The following is an 18,933-nucleotide window of genomic DNA, read 5'->3' on the forward strand; positions in this document are numbered from 1 at the left end:
CGAACTTGGGATACATCGTGTTGGCCTCGTAGTGCTCGCCGGAGATGGCGGCCCGCAGGTTCGCCGCGTCGGTCCCGACCAGACCGGCCATCGCCGCGCTCTCGGCGAAGTGCTCGTCCCGCTCGGTCACGGCCGTCCGCTCGAACAGGTCGGCCACCGACCCCATCCCCTCCCGCCGGGCCTGGTCGGCGTACAGCCGGTACGAGACGTTCGCGAAAGCCTCGCCCCGCATGGCCTTCGCCAGATCGGCGCGTGTCTGCGGGCTCGGCGTACGGGTGACCACAGCAGCGCTCGCGCTGCCCGCTGCGGCCGCGGCGAAGGCCCCGTAAAGCGGGACACTCAGTGCGGCGGCCACCGTACTGCCCAGCAGGAACCGCGTCGGCAGGCTCGTCATGGTGCCTCCTCGCAATGCCACGCCCGGCCTCATGACCTGGGCGTCTTCCTCCGCTCTGTCACCTCCCAACCTGACCTCGGTGATACGCAAGGGATAGAAGTCACATCTCCCAACAACGGGGGCGAAAGGTCCCGGCACCAGATGACTTCCGGGCAATCACGCACGACACCCGAACCGTGACGGAGGGTTACCTATGCCCGGTTCGTCGACGGCGAGCGTCAGGGTCTGCGGCCGAGGTCGTAACGCGGCGCCCCGGCCATCTCCCGTCGCGACCGATGTCCCGAGGGGCGAAGGTCCCGTGGCCCGAGGCCGTTCGACACTCACGACCGGGCCGCAGCCGGGGCGAGGGTTACGAATGGGGTGCCTGTCCGCATCCTCGGCAGGAGGAGTCGTGAACATCACCGACGCCACGTCCGCACAGGACACCGCGCACTTTCTCGTCGACGCCGCGGCGTGGGCGCCGTCGGTGCACAACACGCAGCCCTGGTGGTTCGGCACACGAGGCTCCACGGTGACCCTGCACGCCGACCCCGACCGCCGGCTGAACGTGGCCGACCCCGACGGCCGGGAGATGCTGATCAGCTGCGGCGCGGCGCTCTGTACGCTCCGCCTCGCCGCCCGCCGCCTCGGCCTCACCCCGCAGATACGGATGGCCTCCGACCCGGAACGCCCCGGGCTGATCGCCGACGTCACGCTGGAACCGGCTCAGCCTCCCAGCGAGGATGAGAACCGGATGTATGACCAGATCCGGCGCCGCCGCACCCACCGCGGCGGCTTCCGTCCCGAAAGCCTGCCGGCCGGGCTGTTGCAGGCGCTGCGTACCTGTGCCCTCGACGAGAACGCCGCCCTCCGCGTCGTCGCGGACCCGAGGGCGCGCATCGCGCTCGGTGCCCTCACCGAGGTCGCCGAGCAGATGCTGCGCCAGAAGCCGGACTACTGCCTCGAAATGGCCCGCTGGGCGCCGCGTCCCGGCAGCGGCCGGCGGGACGGCGTACACGAGGACGCCTACCCGCGCGACCCCGAACGCACCGATCCCCACTTCGCGCAACGCGACTTCGCCCGCGGCCACGGCTGGGGCCTCACCAGCGACGAACGCCACGGCGCACCGGGCGTGGTCGCCCTCCTGACCACGAAGACCGACGAGCGCGCCGCGTGGCTCCAGGCCGGGCAGGCGCTGCAACGCGTACTGCTGCACGCCGCCGGGAACGACGTCTCCGCCGCGTTCCACACCCAGGCGCTGGAGATCCCGGAGCTGCGCGACTTCGTCCGCACACACTTCTGCGACGGCGGACATCCACAGATGATCATCCGCCTGGGCCTTGCCGGCCGGGAGGCCCGGAGCGTACGGCGATCTCCCGAGGAACTCATCCGGCCCTGAGCCGTGAACCAGGCGGTGCACCGGCGGCCTGCGCAAGTAACGCCTGGCTCGACAAGACTCCGCGATTCGGACCGCGCTGTACCCGACTGCGGGTGCGGTGGCGATCGCCGGTCAGGTGGTCGGCCGACGGCCGGCCGGTTCGGGAGCAGATGACGGCGCGGCATCGTCGCGGCGGGCCGGGAGCGCGAAGGCGAGAACCGCGACCGCGACCAGTGCCCCCGCGCTGATCGCGAACGCGTGGCCGTACGCGGTGGCCAGGGCCTGCGGGGTGCGGGCGGGGGTGGTGGTGAGGGCGAGCAGGGCGGCCAGGCCGAGCCCGCCGCCGGCCTGCTTGGCGGTGTTCATCAGCCCGGAGGCGGCGCCGGCGTCGGCGGGCGGGACACCGGAGGTGACGGTCGCCGTCAGCGGTGTGTTGAACAGCCCGCCGCCGACCGACAGCAGGACGGCGGGTCCGAGCACCGCGGAGGTGTACGTGCTGCCTGCGGTGATGCCGCTCTGCCAGGCGAACCCGGCGGCGGCGACCAGCGCCCCTGCGACGATCAGCGCGCGGTGTGGCACCCGTCGCATCAGCCACGGGGTCACTCGCAGCCCGACCAGCAACATCACCAGCGTGTGCGGGAGAAAACCGAACCCCGTGGCGAGCGGGCCGAAGCCGAGCACGTCTTGCATGTACAGAGTGAGGAAGTACCACATCGGCACCTGAAACACCGCCCCGGACAGCAGCATCACCACGTTGCCCAGCCAGATCGCGCGGCGGCGCACCAGCCGTGGCGGCACCAGCGGCCGTCGCGCCATCCGCGCCTCGACCACGACGAACGCCGCAAGGGCCGCCAGCCCGGTCGCCAGCGCCACGGCGGTGACCACGTCACCCCAGCCGCGGGTCTGCGCCGTCGTGATCCCGTACGTCACGGCGATCAGGCCCGCGGTGGCCAGGATGGCCCCGGCCACGTCCAGGCGGCCGCCTCCCGCCTGTGTACGGGCGCGGTCGACGGGCAGGGCGGTGGCGGCCAGGCCGAGCGCGATCACGCCGATCGGCACGTTGATCAGCAGCGTCGATCGCCACGTCAGGTACTGGGTCAGCGCGCCGCCGAGCAGGTTTCCGGCGGCGCCTCCGGCCAGGCTGACCGCGGTCCAGACGGCCAGTGCCCGGGTGCGGCGGACGCCTTCGGCGAAGGTCGCGGTCAACAGCGTCAGCGTGGCCGGGGCCAGCACCGCGGCACCCAGCCCCTGCACCGCCCGCCCGGCCACCAGCAGGCCCGCCGTGGTCGCCAGGCCCCCGGCCAGGCTCGCTACCGTGAACAATCCCAGTCCTGCCGCGAACACCCGCCTGTGCCCGTACAGGTCGGCCAGCCGCCCGCCCAGCAGCAAGGACCCGCCGAACACCAGCGCATAAGCGCCCGCCACCCACTGCAGCCCCGCCGGATCGAATCCCAGACCGTGCTGGATCGATGGCAACGCCACGTTGATCACCGACACGTCCAGGACCACCATGAACTGCGCCGCGCACGCCAGCGCGAGCACGATCCCCGCCGCCGGTCCACCGCTCCCCGGTCGCAGCGCGCCGCGATCCCGCACCATGAACGGCCCCTATGTAAATCGATGTGATCACATTGCTTTGCTACGCTTCGGACGGTAGCCGCCCGCTTGAGGCCTGGTCAAACCGATGCGGTCACATCGGAGAAGCCGGACGAGGCGAAGGAGGACGATGACACACCGAACCCGCGGCCCGGGCGCCCAGCACGAGCAGCGACGCAACGAGATCGCCGATGCGGTGCTGGCGATCGTCGCCGACCGCGGCCTGGCGGCGGTGTCGCAGACCGCGGTCGCCGCCCAGGCCGGGGTGTCCCCGGGCCGCGTCCAGCACTACTTCCCGGCCAAGCAGAAGCTGATCGAGGCCGCGTTCGAACGCGGCAACGCCCTGTCCAGCACTCGCATCGCCGCCAAGACCACCGCCAACGGCGCCGACGCCGGCCCGCGCGAGGTGCTGACCGTGGTGCTCACCGAGCTCGTCCCGTACGACGCCGTCACGCGCGCCCACCTGCGGGTGCGACAGTCCTTCACCGCCGCCGCGCTCGCCGACGACGCCATCGCCGGCCGGCTGCGCGACGACTACGCCCGTCTTCACACCCGGCTCGCCGAGCTGCTCCGGCAGGACCAGGCCACCGGGCGTCTCCGCCCGGGAGTCGAGCCCGACCAGGAGGCCGTGACACTGGTCGCCCTCGCCGAGGGGCTGGCCTACTACGTCCTCATCGGCGTCTACCCTGCCGGCGCCGCCCGCGAACGCCTGCACACCGCGATCAGCGGCCTCTACCGCTGAGCCCTGCCCCATCGGGGTGAGCATCTTCGAGTCGTCGCTCCAGGCACAGATGACAATCAGCAGTTGTCGTTTCGAGTTCGACAATCTACCGTTGTCGCATGGACGAGATGAACGTAGCGATGCTGGTCGAGATCGTGCAGGAACGGGCAGCCGGCGACGACCCGCTCGTCCTGCTGGAGACCGCGATCGTTGTGGCCGCAGAGACGCGCGGCGCCGCCGAGGATCTGATCGAGCATTACGTCGGCGCCGCCCGTGCGGCGAACGTGTCCTGGACACTGATCGGCGAGCGGCTGGGGGTCTCCAAGCAAGCTGCGCGGCAGAAGTTCGCGCACCGCCTTGAGGTCAGCGATGTCATCGGTGATGCGGCCGAGGCGATGGTCATGGCCCCACGGCTGTCGGCGTGTCTGCAGGCGGCCAAGGCCGCCGCGGACGCCGACGACAGCGTGCCCGGTACCCAGCATCTGCTGCTCGGGCTGTTGCACGTCGGCGGCGCCGCCGGTGTCCTGGACAGGCTCGGCGTGACCCGCGAGAAGGTTCGCCAGGCCAACGCCCGCCTGTTCGAGCCCGCGCTGATCGCCGATGAGAACGGGCAGCAGCGGCGCGTGGTCGGTGACGGCGAAGCCGAACAGGCCCTCACCAGCGCGCGGCGGCTGGCCGCGCGCCGTGGCCAGTCCCAGTTCCGCACCGAACACCTACTGTTCTGCCTGGCCTCGGACCCAGGTTCCGCCGCCTACCGCGTCCTGGGCGAACTCGACGTCGAGGTGACCCGCATCAAGAAGGAGCTTCAGGAGTGGATCGCCCCGGTCCAACGCCGCCACCGCCGTATCGGCAAGGCAAGAGGCACCAACCGGGCTTGTTCGTTCTGCGGCTGCAAAGATCTCGGTCCTCTCGTCGCCGGCCCCGGCGTGTGGATCTGTGGCAGTTGCGCACAAGCCGCGATCGAGATCCTCCGCGCCGAACCCCGCGGCCTGCACGCCGGATAGCCCGCATCGCCCGGCAGACGCTCGCTTGGACGATCTATGACCGGTCCGGGAGGCCGGAATCAGTGTCCGCGCGGCGCGTACATGATCACGGCCATCCCGAACAGGCAGATGAGGGCGCCGAGCATGAACGGCGACGGCCTTTCTGGACGGTCTTCGCGGACAAGGGCTCAGAGCGGCGGGTCAGGTTTCCGGGCCGAACAGCTCGGCGAGTAGCGGTGCGCCCTCATCGGGCGCGCGTACCTCCAGGTGCAGCACCGGACCGTCGAGATGCAGCCGGAAGTCGAAGAACGGGCAGCACTGCTGCTCGGCCACGGCAAGCGCCGTGATGTCGGTGGCACGTTCGGCGGGCACGGTGAGCCGGACCCCGTTATCGACCTCCTGGATCACGGCATCACTCATCAGTCTCCGCCACTGGGCGGTGCGTTCACCAATACCGTCACCGTCCAATGAACAGGCCACCGGAGCGCTCTGCCACCGCTCAGCCGCACTACCGGCGGGCTCGCCGCCGAGAGGCCTGCGCCCGGGCACGAAGGGCGCATCGGCCGGGGAGCCGGAGATGACGGACCTGCACTCGGGAGCGCACGGGGCGGGCCGATCGGGCAGCGCGTCCAAACGCTCCAGGGCCTGGTGCAAGGCGGCGGTGAAGGCGGACAGCTCCGCGGCGCGCGCCTCGGCATCGGTGATCCGAGCGGCGATGCGTGGCCGTAGGTCGGCCTTCACCTCCGCACACACTCCCGACTCCCAGACCTCCAGCAACTCCGAGATCTCCTCCAGCGGCAGCCCGAGGTGCTTGGCGGCGCCGATGAACCCCAGGCGCTCCACGGCCTCCTGGTCGTAGACCCGGTACCCGGCCGGGGACCGGTCGGGGGACAACAGACCCGCGGTCTCATAAAAGCGCAGAGTGGTGACCGGGACGCCGGTGTGCTCGGCGAGCTGAGAGATCCGCATCGTGTTCACAGCTGGACGCTAAACCCTCGACCCGACTCGAAGGTCAAGGTCTCGTCCGGGCAAAGACCCACGCGCACGGCCCGTCGACCAAGCTGGATAGTCGCGACCGTTCTGTGAACACCAGTGTTCGTGACCACATCCGGACCGGAGGCCGCACCTTAATGGGTCTTCTCACGGACCCTCGAGCGGTGAACATTGTTGTTCATAAGTCTTCTCACCCGCGATCGCCTCAACCACATCGATCCCCAGGGAAGAAGACGCATGCCCGGCATCCGATCGGCCGTCACGGCGGCCGCGATCGCCTCCGTCATCGACGCGCTCGACGACGCCGTCCGCGCCTTCCACACCCGGCGCCCTGCCGCACGGCTCGGCGACACCTCGCGCCGGCTCCCGCGGCCGACCCGAAGGGAGAACTCCGATGCGCCGACTCACCGCCGTCCTCGCCGCGGCCTGCACCATTCTCGCCGTCGCCGTCGTGCCCGCGCGGGCCGCGGGTGCCGGAGCCACCATCGTGTCCGAGAACTGGCTGACCCCCAACCGCGAGGTGGACGTCCAGCTTCACTCGGCCGACACCCAGGTCCCGATCAAGTCGGTCCGGCTGCTGTTGCCCTCAGGGTGGACGCCCGGCGCGACCCGGACCTGGCCCACGCTCTGGCTGCTGCACGGTGGCCTGGACGACTACACCTCCTGGACCGACCCCGATAACACGGACATCGTCGCCAGATCGCTGAATCACCAGGCCATCGTGGTGATGCCCGACACCTCCTGGTGCTCGGAGTACTCCGACTGGGTCAGCGGACCGCGCTGGGAGACCTATCTCACCCAGGACGTCGACGCCGTCCTACGCGCGCATTACCACGCCGGCACCGCACGCTCGGTCGCCGGCAATTCGATGGGCGGCCTGGGCGCGATGTACCTCACCGAGCACAACCCCGGATTCTTCAGGGCCGCCGCCTCCCTCTCCGGAGAACTCAACCCCTCCCACTCGAACCCGGCCTATGACCCCGGAGACCGCGATCAGCCCGGCCTGCCCTGCACCCTCAACGAGGAGGACGTGTGGGGGACACCGGGAGGAAGCCTGTGGAACCAGCACGACCCAGCCCTGAACACCCAGAAACTGGCCGGCGTACGGCTGTTCTTCTCCTCCGGCGTCGACCCCCAGGACACCTCCGGCACCTTCCCGTCCACCTGCACTGGCACGGACCTGATCGAGGAGGGCACCTGCCGGGAGACCCAGGCGATGCTGGACTCCCTCCGCCGCGCCGGCATCGGCTACACCTACCGGCCCGTCCCGGGCGGCCACCACCAGTGGTCCGGCAACTGGGCCTCCGAACTCGACCAGGCCCTCGGCATGCTCTACGGCGCCATCGGCGCCTGACACCACCACACGGGCCGACGAGCAGGAGCCTGATGAGAGTGAAACCGGGCAAGATCACCGTTCTGCGCGTCTCGCTGCTCAGTAGGCGGTGAGCCCGCCGTCGACCACGAGTTCCGAACCGGTGACGAATGATGAGTCGCCACAGGCGAGGAAGAGGAAGGCGGGTGCGACCTCGTCGGCGCGGCCGGATCGGCGCATCGGGGTGCGTTGGATGTCCGGCTGCTGGTCGCCCTGCTCGTCCAGGAGGTCCTGGATCACCGGCGTCGCGATGACCCCGGGATGCACGGAGTTGACCCGCACTCCCTGCCGCGCGTACTCGACCGCGGCCGTCTTGCTCAACAGGCGCACCGCGCCCTTGGACGCCTGGTATGCCGCGGCGGCGCCGCTTCCCACGAGCCCGAGCACCGACGACGTGTTGATCACCGACGCGTTGCCGCTCGCGCGCAGCAGCGGCATCGCCGCCTTCATGCCGAGCCAGGTTCCCTTCTGGTTCACCTCGATCACACGGTCCCAGGCGTCCTCCCGTGTGTCCTCGACGCCCGGCCAGTCCACGATGCCGGTGATCACCAGCTGAGCGCCTTCGCGGGCGAAGAGTTCGGCGGTCGCGGCGCCGATGCCGCCGGTCGCACCGGTGATCAACGCGACCTTGCCGGCGAGTCGTTGTCCTGCCATGGGAGATCCCCCAGATTCTCGTTGATGTCGTCCGCTCCTCCGAGCCTGCGCAGGTCAACGGGCATTAACCAGGGTGTGCGCCGCCTGGGTGTGGCGCACCCAGGCAGCACCCGGGCGGCACACGCAGCCGCCGCATAGCCTGGCCGCATGGACGACAACCACCTGGGTGGATTCCTGCGCGCACGCCGCGCCGGAGCGCAGCCGGAGGACGTCGGCATGGCGAGCTACGGAGCCCGTAGAGCCACCGGGTTGCGCCGCGAGGAGGTCGCCGTCCTGGCCGGAGTGAACGTCGACTACCACACCCGCCTGGAACAAGGGCGCGAGCGCCACCCCTCACCGATCAGAGTGCGGACTTAGCCCGCCTCTGGAACCCCCACACCGTCCGGGGCAGGACCACCAAGCACTTCCCGCACCCCGACGTCGGCCCTCTCACGCTCACCTATCAGGCCTTCGCCGTACGCGACGCCCCCGGCCAGCAGCTCGTGAGCACCACATGCCCCCAGCCCCAGCAACCAGAAAAAATCACCAACCCCACCCCGCAGGGGGGCGTGGGGGCGCAAGCCCCCCACATCGGGGGGCTCGGGTGGTCGTCCCCCCGGAAAAATGACGCGGACCACCGGGGAAGCCCCCAGAAGGGGAGCGACCACGATGGCCCAGTCTCGCGTGGGCGAGGAGGGATTTGAACCCTCACATCCTCTCGGACACACGGACCTGAACCGTGCGCGTCTGCCGTTCCGCCACTCGCCCGTGGCGACTCAGAGATTAGCACCCCTCCCGGACTGGTCGGAACTTGATTGCTCCATGCGAACCAACGCCCGGATACGATCGTCTAGCAGTGGAGAAGGGAGGTGCACGTGGGTGTCCTACAGCGCTTCGAGCGTCGACTCGAAGGCATGGTGGAGGGTGCCTTCGCTCGGGCTTTCAAGTCGGAGCTGCAGCCAGTAGAGGTCGCCAGCGCCATCCAGCGTGAGATGGACGAGCGCGCCGCCATCGTCGCGCAGGGTCGCACGCTGGTGCCGAACGACTTCGTCGTCGAGATCTCGCATCCCGACGGTGAGCGGCTCGCGGTGTACGCCGACAGTCTGAGCCAGGAACTCTCCAATCTCGCGCGTGAGCACGCGAAGGAGCAGGGTTACTCCTTCGTGGGGCCGGTACGCGTGCGATTCGAGAACGCCGATGATCTACGCACCGGCATGTTCCGTATTCGTTCCGGCGTCATCCGCGGTTCGACGGTGGAGGGTGGTGAGATCCGCCAGCCGATGAGCGACATGCCGCCGCCGGCGCGCGGGTTCTCCGGTGGTCGGCCGCGGCTTCTCGTCAGCACCGAGGGTCAGGAGAGCCACACGTACGACCTCACCACACCGGTGACTTTGCTGGGTCGCGGCACCGATTGTGATCTTCGGCTTGTCGACCCGGGAGTTTCCCGGCACCATGCCGAGATCAGAGTCGAGGGTCCGGAGGTGGTCGCGGTCGACCTAGGGTCGACCAACGGCACTTTCGTCAACGGTCAGCCGATCCGGCGCGTGACGTTGCGTGATGGCGCGCGTGTCACTCTGGGCCGTACAACCCTCGTGTTCCGTCGCGACAGGGAGTAGCTCCGACTCCGATGAACCAACTGACTTTGACCCTCATGAAGGTGGCGTTCCTGGCCGTTCTGTGGCTGTTCGTCATTGCGGCCGTGGGCGTGATCCGGGCCGACCTGTGGGGGTCCAAGGCCGCCGCGAAGGCGCTGCGGTCCCGCAAGGAGGCCCAGCCTGCCCGGCCGCCGAAGGCCGCGGCGCCGCGTTCGAGGCGCTCGGAGCCGACCAAGCTGGTCATCACTCAGGGTGCGCGGGCGGGCACGACCTTGGATCTCGCCGGTACAGAGATCGTCATGGGTCGTGGCAATGACGTCACGCTGCCTCTTGGGGACGACTACTCTTCGGGACGGCACGCTCGGCTCTTCTCACAGAACGGTCAGTGGTTCGTGGAGGATCTCGGTTCCACCAACGGCACCTTCCTCGGGCGCGCCAAGGTGAGCCGGCCGGAGCCCGTTCCCGTCGGCGTACCGATTCGTATCGGGAAAACCGTCATAGAGCTGCGCAAATGACAATCGGAATACGCTTCGCCGCACGATCGGACGTCGGCCTCCTCCGGGAGGGCAACGAGGACTCCGCGTACGCCGGTGCGCGGCTTTTGGCCGTTGCCGACGGGATGGGGGGTCACGTCGGCGGCGAGATCGCGAGTGCCGCGGCGATCGAGACCCTGAAGCCACTCGACCTCGACATCCCGGCGAACGAGATCGTCGGCGTGCTCGAACAGGCCGTCCACCGCGCGAACGAGACGCTGCACAGCATTGTGGAGGGCGACCCGTCCCTGCAGGGCATGGGCACGACGCTCACCGCGATGCTCTGGAACGGCCGGCAGATGGCCCTCGTCCACATCGGTGACTCACGGGCGTACCTCCTCCGCAACGGCGAGCTGTTCCAGATCACGCACGACCACACGCTCGTGCAGTCGCTGGTCGACGAGGGCCGGATCAGCCTCGACGAGGCGGCCTCCCACCCCCAGCGTTCCCTGCTGCTGCGCGCCCTCGACGGCCGCGGCGAGGTCGAGCCCGACGTGTCGCTGCGCGAGGCGCAGCTCGGCGACCGTTACCTCCTGTGCTCCGACGGGCTGTGCTCGGTGGTGACCGCGGAGACGATCCACCACGCGCTGAGCTCGGTCGCCGAGCCGGAGCAGGCGGTACGCCAGCTCATCGACCTGGCCAACCGCGGCGGCGGGCCGGACAACATCACCTGTGTCGTCGCCGACGTCGTGGAGCTGGAGCAGCAGCCACCCGGACCGCCGCCGAAGCCCATCGTGGCCGGCGCGGCGCACAACGCCACCCGCACCCGTGGCGAGGCGGACAACCCGGGCGGCGGCGCCCCTGGCGGCGCGATGGCCGGTGAGTCCCCGGCCCACCGTGCCGCGGCGCTGCGCGGGGAGCCGCAGCAGTCCGGCGCGGCGGTGACCGTCGCCGACATGCAGGCGGTGCCGCCGCAGGCCGACGACGCCCTGCAGCTGACCTCGATGCGCCCGCGCCGCCGGTGGCCCTGGCTGATCGGGATCGCGGTCGTGCTGGTCCTGCTGGTGGCGGGCGGTTCGTACGTCGCCTGGAGCAGCGTGCAGGGGCAGTACTACGTCGCCGCCGACAACGGCCAAGTGGTGATCTTCCAGGGCATGAACGACAAGGTCCTCGGGCAGAAGCTGTCCCACCTGAAGGAGCGTTCGGACCTCAAGGTCGCCGACCTCACTCCCGACGCCCAGTCCTCGGTGCGCAAGACCATCGACAACCTCGGCAGCCTCGCGAGCGCCCGCAAGACCATCGACAACCTGCGTGGCAAGGTCTGCCGCACCTCGGTCGCCGAGGACGGCAAAGGCGTGGTCGCCATCTGGAAGGGCCGCGGCCAGCAGGGCGAGGGCTGCGCCAACAAGGTGATCGAGACCTCCAACCCCAAGGTGCACACGAACACCCTGACCTCCAAGTCCAAGCAGGAGGTCCACAAGGGGATCACGCTGCCCGACCTGCCGCACGCGCAGGACAAGGTCCAGCAGCTGCGCGACGAGGCGTCCCAGTGCACCCGCCACCCCACCACGCTGCAGGGTTGCCCGCAGCCGGATAAACACTCATGAGCGTCATAACGACCAACGAAGCAGGCATACCAGTCGCGACGCGCCCCCGGCGCAGCGCCCAGCTCGGGATGCTCATCTTCGCGATGATCATCACGGTCGCCGGATTCGCTCAGGTCGGGCTGGCGCGTGACGGATCGCTGCCCGCCGGCATGTACGGCTACGGGATCGGCCTGGGCATCCTGGCCGCCGGTAGCTACATCGTGGTGGCGCGCTTCGCCCCGTACGCCGATCCGCTGCTGCTGCCGCTCGCGGTGTTCCTCAACGGCATCGGCCTGGCGATGATCTACCGGCTGGACCTCAACACCAGCGCGGACATGAAGGCCGCCATCGAGGCCGGCAAGAAGGTCTCCTACTTCGGGCCCTCGACCAACGCCCAGCTCGAGTGGACCGCGCTCGGCATCATCTTCTTCGCCGTCACGCTGCTGGTGCTGCGCGACATCAAGGTCGTGCAGCGCTACATCTACACGATCGGCGCGCTCGGCCTGTTCTTCCTCGCGCTGCCGGGCTTCCTGCCCTCCTCGATCAGCGGTGCGATGGGCGCGAAGATCTGGATCCGGATCGGCTCGATGTCGATCCAGCCGGGTGAGTTCTCCAAGCTCGCGCTGGTGGCGTTCTTCGCCGGCTACCTGGTCAACAAGCGCCAGGCGATGTCGACCGTGGGCAAGGAGTTCGGGCCGATCAAGTTGCCGCGCGCCCGTGACCTCGGCCCGATCCTGGTCATCTGGGTGATCTGCCTCGGCGTGCTGGCGCTGGAGAACGACTTCGGTACCGCGATCCTGTTCTTCGGCCTGTTCGTGAGCATGCTCTACATCGCCACCGAGCGCTTCGAGTGGGTGGGGATCGGCGCGGTGCTGCTCGCCGGCGCCTGCCTGGTGGCGCCGATGATCCCGCACGTGTCGCAGCGGATCGACACCTGGCTGGACCCCAGGCCGTACTTCGACGGCGGCTGCAAGATCAACGGTGTCATCCACAACCAGATGGCCCAGGGCTGCGCCGCCCACGGCGGCCAGTACATCGCCGACAGCGGTCAGCTCATGCGCGGCCTGTTCTCGATGGGCCAGGGCGGCGTGCTCGGCACGGGCCTGGGACAGGGTGAGCCGTGGCGCACACCGCTGTCCTACAGCGACTTCATCTTCACGTCCTTCGGTGAGGAACTCGGGCTCACCGGCCTCATGGTGATCCTGCTGGCGTACGCGCTGATCGTGCAGCGCGGTATGAAGGCGGCGATCGCCACCAAGGACAACTTCGCCAAGCTGTTCGCCGGCGGTGTGTCGTTCGTGTTCGCCCTGCAGGTCTTCGTGATCGTCGGCGGCGTCACGCGGCTCATCCCGCTGACCGGTCTCACCACGCCGTTCCTCGCCCAGGGAGGTTCGTCGCTCCTCGCCAACTGGATCCTGATCGCCATCTTGATCCGCATCAGTGACTCCGCACGGCGGCCGGCACCGCAGCCCATCCAGGACGAGGGAATGACCCAGGTGGTGAACACCGCGTGAACAAGCCTCTTCGCCGGGTGGCGATCGCAGCGCTGACGTTGCTCGTCATCTTGATGATCAACGTGAACTACATCCAGGGCTCACAGGCGGACAAACTCAAGAGCGACCCGCTGAACGCCCGGCAGTTCACCGCGCAGTGGCAGCACAACCGCGGCCCGATCACGGCGGGCGGCGTGACGCTGGCCTCCTCGAAGAAGATCAACAAGAAGGAGTACCAGCGCGTCTACAAGCAGGGTGAGCTGTACTCCCCGATCACCGGCTTCATGAGCCCGTTCAACCGCACCGGCATCGAGGGCGGCTACAACGGCCTGCTCGACGGCACCGACAAGCGGCTGACCGTGCGCAACTGGTTCGACATGCTGGTCGGCAAGAAGGCCGCGGGCGCGACGGTGCAGACCTCGATCATCCCGAAGGCGCAGCAGGCGGCCTACGACGGCATCCGTCAGGCCACCATCAGCGGCAGGCGCGGCGCCGCGGTCGCCGTCGACGTCAAGACCGGGGCCATCCTCGCGATGGCCTCCTTCCCGTCGTACGACACCAACGACCTGGCCACCCACGACAGCGCCAAGGCGTCCAAGGCGTCCACCCGGCTGCAGGAGCAGAAGGGCAACCCGATGCTCAACAAGGCGATGAACGAGGTGTTCCCCCCGGGCTCCTCGTTCAAGATCGTGGACTCGGCGACCGCCCTCGAGAGCGGTGGGATGACTGCGAACTCCCCGTTCGACGCCAACGAATTCCATCTGCCCGAGTCGGGGCAGACACTGCACAACGCCGACGGCGACGAGCAGCGCTGCAGTGGATCCCCGCAGCTGATCCAGTCCTTCGCGGCGTCCTGCAACTCCACGTTCGCCCGCCTGGCCGGAACACTCGGCCAGGACAAGCTCCTCGCACAGGCCAAGAAGTTCGGCTTCGACAAGCCGTTCCAGGTTGAGCCGGGCATGAGCAGCGCAAGCGCGAACTACCCGACCAAGCCCATGGGCGGGGACAAACTCGCCATGTCTGGCATCGGCCAGGGCGACGTGACCGTGACGCCATTGCAGATGGCGATGGTGGCCCAGGCGGTCGCCAACAACGGCAAGGAGATGAAGCCGTACCTGGTCAAGCGGGTCACCGCGCCGGACCAGTCCGAGCTTGCCACCGCGCAGGAGCAGGTGCTGGGCCAGCCGATCAGCGCGAACACCGCCAGCCAGCTGCAGGAGATGATGCGGCAGGTGGTGCAGTCCGGCACCGCGTCGTCCGTGGTCGGCGGCCAGGACATCGCCGGCAAGACCGGCACCGCCGAGACCGGCAACGGCTACTACGACGACTGGTTCGTCGGCTTCGCTCCGCAGCACAACCCGAAGGTCGCCTTCGCGGTCGTCACCGAGGGCAGCGAGCAGTCCAGCGGGGCGCAGAACTCCGCGCCGACCGCGTTGAGAATCGTCCAGGCGGTGCTCTAACCCCATGACCGAGCGCAGCGAGGGAATCCGAAGACGCGCCCCTGTGGTCACTCCCTCCGACGCAGGAGGGCTCACGACCGAGCGCGGCGAGGGAATCGAAGACGCGCCGCAGCGGTCGCTCTGCCGGGTGGGGGAGGGATCATGACCCCCCTCGTCCTCAATCATCGCTACCGCCTCGATGAGCGCCTCGCCTCCGGCGGCATGGGTGAGGTCTGGAAGGCCACCGACGAGCTGCTCGGCCGCCCGGTCGCGGTCAAGCTCCTCAAGGAGATGTACTTCTCCGACGAGAGCTTCCGCGACCGGTTCCGCGCCGAGGCGCGGTTCGCCGCGTCGCTTCAGCACAGCGGCATCGCGCAGGTGTACGACTACGGCGAGCAAGACGAGCTGGCCTATCTGGTGATGGAGCTGGTCAACGGCGAGACGCTGTCGCGGATCCTGTCCGTCGAGGGCCGTCTCAGCCCGGACACCACGCTCGACATCATCGGTCAGGCCGCGCGCGCCCTGCACATCGCCCACAGCACCGGCATCATCCACCGCGACATCAAGCCGGCGAACCTCATGGTCACCGGCGACGGCGTCGTGAAGATCACCGACTTCGGCATCGCCCGGGGCGGCGGCTCGGCCACGATGACCCAGACCGGCCAGGTGATGGGGACCGCGCAGTACGTCTCGCCCGAGCAGGCGACGGGCCGCCGGATCACCCCGGCGTCCGACCTGTACTCCCTGGGCGTCGTGGCGTACGAGTGCCTCGCGGGCATGCCGCCGTTCGCCGCCGACACCCCGATCGCGCTGGCCCTCATGCACGTCCGTGAGGACCCGCCGCCGCTGCCCGCCGACGTGCCCCCGGCCGTACGCGGCCTGGTCAGCGCGATGTTGGCCAAGGAGCCCGACGACCGTCCGGCCGGCGCGCACGAGGTGGCCGAGCAGGCGCACCGGCTGCGGCTGTCGGGCGGCGGCGCCCTCGGCGCGGACGCGGGAGCCGACACCGAATTCGTAGCAGCCGACGACGTGCACGTCCCCATGCAGGAGACCGCGTCCCTCGCCGAGACGCGGGCCGTGCCGGGCGAGGCCTCCAGGCGCCGCCGCACCAACCTGCTCGTCGCGGCGATCGCGTGCGCGGTGATCCTCGTGGCCACGGGGGTGTTCGCGGCGAGCGCCCTGTGGAAGAGTTCCGGCCACACTAAACTCGTGGACGGCAACCGGGTCGCACCCGCGGACAGCCCCGCGCCGACCGGGCAGTTCAGCAGTGAGCCGGACACCGGCGTCCCGTCTCAGCGGCCTGAGCCGTCCGAGCCCGTCCCCACGGACTCGTATCCCTTCCCATCGCCGAGTTCCTCGACATCGGCGCCGTCCACCAACCCGACTCCGACACCTAAGCCCTCAAAGCGGACGCCCACACCACCGGTGACACCATCGTCGCCGAGTTCTCCGGACCCGACTCCGTCGAGCAGTGCCGACGGCGCGCTAGGTTCTGAGGGCAGGGCGTAGACGACTAGGGAAAGTGCCAGATATGACTCAGCCTCGGCTACTCGGTGGCCGCTACGAACTCGATGGTGTCATCGGGCGTGGCGGTATGGCCGAGGTCTACCGAGCTCGCGACCTTCGCCTCGACCGCGTGGTGGCGATCAAGACACTTCGGTCTGACCTTGCCCGCGACCCGACGTTCCAGGCCCGGTTCCGCCGGGAGGCCCAGTCGGCGGCGTCGCTGAACCACCCGTCCGTCATCGCCGTGTACGACACCGGCGAAGACACGATCGACGGTAACCCGGTGCCGTACATCGTCATGGAGTACGTCGAGGGCCGCACTCTCCGCGACGTCCTCCAGGAGGAGCACCGGATCGCGCCGGACCGCGCCCTGCAGATGGCCGACGGCATCCTGCGCGCCCTCGACTACTCCCACCGCGGCGGCATCGTGCACCGCGACATCAAGCCCGCGAACGTCATGCTGACCACCAGCGGCGAGGTCAAGGTCATGGACTTCGGCATCGCGCGCGCGCTCGCCGACTCCGCGGCCACGATGACCGCCACCGCGCAGGTCATCGGCACCGCCCAATATCTCTCGCCGGAGCAGGCCCGCGGTGAGCGGGTCGACGCCCGCAGCGACATCTACTCCACGGGCTGTGTGCTGTACGAGCTGATGACCGGCCGTCCGCCGTTCCAGGGCGACTCCCCGGTGGCCATCGCCTACCAGCACGTACGGGAAGAACCGATCCCGCCGTCGCAGCTCGACCCGTCGATCCCGCAGTACGCCAACGCGATCGTCATGAAGGCGCTCACGAAGGACGCGAACTACCGCTACCAGAGCGCGGCGGAGATGCGGGGCGACATCCAGCGCGCGTCGCAGGGCATGCCCGTCGCCGCGCCGACGATGGCGATGAACGCCGGCACGCAGGTCATGCAGGGCGGCCCGCGCACGCAGGCGATGGGCCCCTCGTCGACGATGGGGTACGACCTGCCCCCGGCGCGCTACGCCGAGCCGGAGCCCGAGGAGGGCAGGGGCAAGAAGGTCGCGGTGTGGGCGCTCGTGGGCGTGCTCGCGGTCGGAGCGATCGTCGCGCTCTACATGATCTTCAGTGGCGGTGGCACCGAGTCGGGCAACAGCAACCAGATCGCCATGCCGAGCGACATCGTCGGCAGTGACCAGACGAGCGCCAAGCAGGAGCTGGTCGGGCTGGGCTTCACGTCGAGCAACATCCACATCAAGCACAAGACCGACGACAACGCCGAGAAGAACCAGGTGCTCGACGTCGACCCCGCCCCGCAGACGAAGATCGACAAGGCGAAGCTGGCGACCACACAGGTCACCCTCACCGTCTCGCTGGGCAAGCCGAAGGTCACGGTTCCCCCGGTCAAGAACATGAGCGAGGACGACGCCAAGTCCGCGCTGGAGGGCGTCGGCCTCAAGGAGGGGGCGACCCAGACGATCTCCTCCACCACGGTGCCCAAGGGCAGCGTCGTGAAGTCGGACCCGGAATCCGGTTCCAAGGTGGAGAAGGGCACCGAGGTGACGCTGTACATCTCCAGCGGCCCGGGCAAGACGCTGGTGCCCAACGAGGTCGGCAAGTCGGTCGACGAGGCGAAGTCCGATCTGCGCAGCCACGGCTTCCGCTACTCCATCCACTACGTCGACGTTCCGGCGGGCCAGGCCGACGGCCGGGTCATGCAGCAGACGCCGAGCGAGGGGGAGACGGCCAACCGCGGCAGCACGGTCACGCTGACCGTCAGCCGGGCGCAGCAGGACGAGCCGAGTCCGCCGGGGTCCGGGATGCCGACTCCGCCGTGGGGCGGCGGCGACAACTAGGGCCGAACGACAGGACCCCCGCACGCATCGCGTGCGGGGGTCCTGTCACGTCGGGGACGACATGCGTGCCCGGGCATAAAGGGAGGGCCTCCGCCGCTCGGGGGCAACGGCGGAAGCCCTCATTGGTGGAATCAGGCTTACCATCCTTGGTGTTACACCCGCCGGGAGCATTCTTTTACCGGTCTTTTCATCACGCACCTGCGACCTGCGGGTCTCACAGAGCGTGCACGATCCAATTCGCAAAAAGATCGTGGCCGGCCGCGCTGAGCACCGACTCGGGGTGGAACTGGACCCCCTCCACCGGTGCGCTCCGGTGGCGGATCCCCATGATCACGCCGTCGAGCGTACGGGCGCTGACGACGAGGTCTTCCGGCACGGTCGCGGGGTCCAGCGCCAGCGAGTGGTAGCGCGTGACGGTCAGCGGATCCGGCAGCCCACGGAACACCCCGGCCCCGTCGTGGTGGACGTCGCTGGTGTAGCCGTGCACGAGCTCCGGCGCGCGCCGTACCGTACCGCCGTTGACCGTGGCGATCACCTGGTGGCCGAGGCAGACGCCGAGTACGGGCCGCCGGGCCTCCGCGGCGATGTCCAGGCAGACCCCGGTGTCCTCCGGGCGTCCGGGGCCGGGGCTGAGCAGCACGCCGTCGAAGGCCTCGACGTCGCCGGGCGCCACCTCTGACCGGTCGCGTACGACGCAGTCGGCGCCCAGCTCGCGCAGGTAGGACACGATCGTGTGGACGAAGCTGTCCTGGTTGTCCACGACGAGCACCCGGCGCGCGGCGGACATCACGGACCCGGGCTCGCCGGAGCCGAGGCGCCACCCCCGACCGTGCCGTGGTCGAACTGGAGTTTCGGCTCGACCCAGGGAAAGACGAAGTACCACAGCAGTACGCCGACGACGACCAGCGCGGCCAGGACGAGGCCGGTGCGCTGGAGCCGGTCGCCGGGCAGGTGCCGCCAGATCCAGGCGTACATC

The 18,933-nt window shown here is 69.3% G+C and carries 19 protein-coding genes, 1 tRNA gene and 1 pseudogene; 13 read left to right on the forward strand and 8 right to left on the reverse strand.

Annotated elements, in window-relative coordinates; translation table 11 throughout:
- Window positions 1-394 (reverse strand): ferritin family protein (locus tag ABEA10_RS39335; RefSeq protein ID WP_345472892.1); only part of this gene is annotated, 394 nt, incomplete at its 3' end.
- A gap of 391 nt (window positions 395-785) precedes the next feature.
- On the opposite strand from ABEA10_RS39335, the gene ABEA10_RS39340 reads away from it, so the two are divergent.
- Window positions 786-1,772 (forward strand): Acg family FMN-binding oxidoreductase, encoded by a 987-nt coding sequence (locus tag ABEA10_RS39340; protein ID WP_345472895.1) that lies wholly within the window; start codon window positions 786-788, stop codon window positions 1,770-1,772.
- A 111-nt stretch (window positions 1,773-1,883) separates the two neighbouring features.
- Here ABEA10_RS39340 and ABEA10_RS39345 read toward each other — a convergent pair whose 3' ends face one another.
- Window positions 1,884-3,350 carry an MFS transporter gene (locus ABEA10_RS39345; protein ID WP_345472897.1) on the reverse strand — a complete coding sequence of 489 codons (1,467 nt, stop codon included), beginning with the start codon at window positions 3,348-3,350 and terminating at the stop codon, window positions 1,884-1,886.
- Between the two features lie 127 nt (window positions 3,351-3,477).
- Here ABEA10_RS39345 and ABEA10_RS39350 point away from each other — a divergent pair, with 127 nt between their 5' ends.
- Together ABEA10_RS39350 and ABEA10_RS39355 are read left to right on the forward strand one after the other, a co-directional pair.
- Window positions 3,478-4,089, forward strand: coding sequence for a TetR/AcrR family transcriptional regulator (locus tag ABEA10_RS39350; protein ID WP_345472899.1), 612 nt, complete (start codon window positions 3,478-3,480; stop codon window positions 4,087-4,089).
- Window positions 4,090-4,187: 98 nt separating this feature from the next.
- On the forward strand, window positions 4,188-5,072 hold the full coding sequence (locus tag ABEA10_RS39355) for a ClpX C4-type zinc finger protein (RefSeq protein WP_345472901.1): 885 nt from the start codon (window positions 4,188-4,190) through the stop codon (window positions 5,070-5,072).
- Between the two features lie 180 nt (window positions 5,073-5,252).
- Here the strand turns inward: ABEA10_RS39355 and ABEA10_RS39360 are convergent, their stop codons facing one another.
- Window positions 5,253-6,020 (reverse strand): MerR family transcriptional regulator, encoded by a 768-nt coding sequence (locus ABEA10_RS39360; protein ID WP_345473391.1) that lies wholly within the window; start codon window positions 6,018-6,020, stop codon window positions 5,253-5,255.
- A gap of 171 nt (window positions 6,021-6,191) precedes the next feature.
- On the reverse strand, window positions 6,192-6,365 hold the full coding sequence (locus ABEA10_RS39365) for a hypothetical protein (RefSeq protein WP_345472903.1): 174 nt from the start codon (window positions 6,363-6,365) through the stop codon (window positions 6,192-6,194).
- Between the two features lie 73 nt (window positions 6,366-6,438).
- Here ABEA10_RS39365 and ABEA10_RS39370 point away from each other — a divergent pair, with 73 nt between their 5' ends.
- The gene (locus ABEA10_RS39370; RefSeq protein WP_345472905.1) at window positions 6,439-7,398 is read left to right on the forward strand and encodes an alpha/beta hydrolase; all 960 of its coding nucleotides are present in this window, start codon (window positions 6,439-6,441) and stop codon (window positions 7,396-7,398) included.
- A gap of 78 nt (window positions 7,399-7,476) precedes the next feature.
- Here the strand turns inward: ABEA10_RS39370 and ABEA10_RS39375 are convergent, their stop codons facing one another.
- Window positions 7,477-8,070: an SDR family NAD(P)-dependent oxidoreductase gene (locus ABEA10_RS39375; RefSeq protein ID WP_345472907.1), complete on the reverse strand. Its 594-nt coding sequence runs from the start codon at window positions 8,068-8,070 to the stop codon at window positions 7,477-7,479.
- Window positions 8,071-8,217: 147 nt separating this feature from the next.
- Here ABEA10_RS39375 and ABEA10_RS39380 point away from each other — a divergent pair, with 147 nt between their 5' ends.
- Window positions 8,218-8,427, forward strand: coding sequence for a helix-turn-helix domain-containing protein (locus ABEA10_RS39380; RefSeq protein WP_425551019.1), 210 nt, complete (start codon window positions 8,218-8,220; stop codon window positions 8,425-8,427).
- Window positions 8,427-8,753, forward strand: a pseudogene (locus tag ABEA10_RS51425) (MmyB family transcriptional regulator); the annotation flags it as partial. The gene ABEA10_RS39380 and the pseudogene ABEA10_RS51425, both read left to right, overlap by 1 nt.
- Here the strand turns inward: ABEA10_RS51425 and ABEA10_RS39385 are convergent.
- Window positions 8,735-8,817 (reverse strand) — tRNA-Leu (locus tag ABEA10_RS39385). The pseudogene ABEA10_RS51425 and the gene ABEA10_RS39385 sit on opposite strands and share 19 nt — an antisense overlap.
- A 107-nt stretch (window positions 8,818-8,924) precedes the next feature.
- Between ABEA10_RS39385 and ABEA10_RS39390 the strand changes: the two genes are divergently transcribed.
- From ABEA10_RS39390 to pknB, 7 genes are all read left to right on the forward strand, one after another.
- A complete protein-coding gene (locus tag ABEA10_RS39390) occupies window positions 8,925-9,665 on the forward strand; it encodes an FHA domain-containing protein (protein WP_285629075.1) in 741 nt (246 codons plus the stop codon).
- Window positions 9,666-9,676: 11 nt separating this feature from the next.
- Window positions 9,677-10,159: an FHA domain-containing protein FhaB/FipA gene (locus ABEA10_RS39395; protein WP_329248986.1), complete on the forward strand. Its 483-nt coding sequence runs from the start codon at window positions 9,677-9,679 to the stop codon at window positions 10,157-10,159.
- Window positions 10,156-11,724, forward strand: coding sequence for a PP2C family protein-serine/threonine phosphatase (locus ABEA10_RS39400; RefSeq protein ID WP_345472912.1), 1,569 nt, complete (start codon window positions 10,156-10,158; stop codon window positions 11,722-11,724). The genes ABEA10_RS39395 and ABEA10_RS39400 overlap by 4 nt, the downstream gene beginning before the upstream one ends.
- Window positions 11,721-13,217, forward strand: a complete 1,497-nt coding sequence (locus ABEA10_RS39405; RefSeq protein WP_345472914.1) for an FtsW/RodA/SpoVE family cell cycle protein — start codon at window positions 11,721-11,723, stop codon at window positions 13,215-13,217. Before ABEA10_RS39400 ends, ABEA10_RS39405 begins: the two co-directional genes overlap by 4 nt.
- A complete protein-coding gene (locus tag ABEA10_RS39410) occupies window positions 13,214-14,656 on the forward strand; it encodes a peptidoglycan D,D-transpeptidase FtsI family protein (protein WP_345472915.1) in 1,443 nt (480 codons plus the stop codon). Before ABEA10_RS39405 ends, ABEA10_RS39410 begins: the two co-directional genes overlap by 4 nt.
- A gap of 141 nt (window positions 14,657-14,797) precedes the next feature.
- Window positions 14,798-16,144 carry a protein kinase domain-containing protein gene (locus ABEA10_RS39415; RefSeq protein WP_345472917.1) on the forward strand — a complete coding sequence of 449 codons (1,347 nt, stop codon included), beginning with the start codon at window positions 14,798-14,800 and terminating at the stop codon, window positions 16,142-16,144.
- Between the two features lie 22 nt (window positions 16,145-16,166).
- Complete coding sequence (gene pknB, locus ABEA10_RS39420) at window positions 16,167-17,957, forward strand: Stk1 family PASTA domain-containing Ser/Thr kinase (protein WP_345472920.1); 1,791 nt, start codon at window positions 16,167-16,169, stop codon at window positions 17,955-17,957.
- A gap of 214 nt (window positions 17,958-18,171) precedes the next feature.
- Here the strand turns inward: pknB and ABEA10_RS39425 are convergent, their stop codons facing one another.
- Both ABEA10_RS39425 and ABEA10_RS39430 read right to left on the reverse strand, forming a co-directional pair.
- The gene (locus ABEA10_RS39425; protein ID WP_345472922.1) at window positions 18,172-18,744 is read right to left on the reverse strand and encodes an anthranilate synthase component II; all 573 of its coding nucleotides are present in this window, start codon (window positions 18,742-18,744) and stop codon (window positions 18,172-18,174) included.
- Window positions 18,744-18,932 carry a hypothetical protein gene (locus tag ABEA10_RS39430; protein ID WP_329248967.1) on the reverse strand — a complete coding sequence of 63 codons (189 nt, stop codon included), beginning with the start codon at window positions 18,930-18,932 and terminating at the stop codon, window positions 18,744-18,746. The genes ABEA10_RS39425 and ABEA10_RS39430 overlap by 1 nt, the downstream gene beginning before the upstream one ends.
- Window position 18,933 lies beyond the last annotated feature (1 nt).

The organism is Actinoallomurus oryzae, assembly GCF_039541955.1.
GTDB lineage: Bacteria > Actinomycetota > Actinomycetes > Streptosporangiales > Streptosporangiaceae > Actinoallomurus > Actinoallomurus oryzae.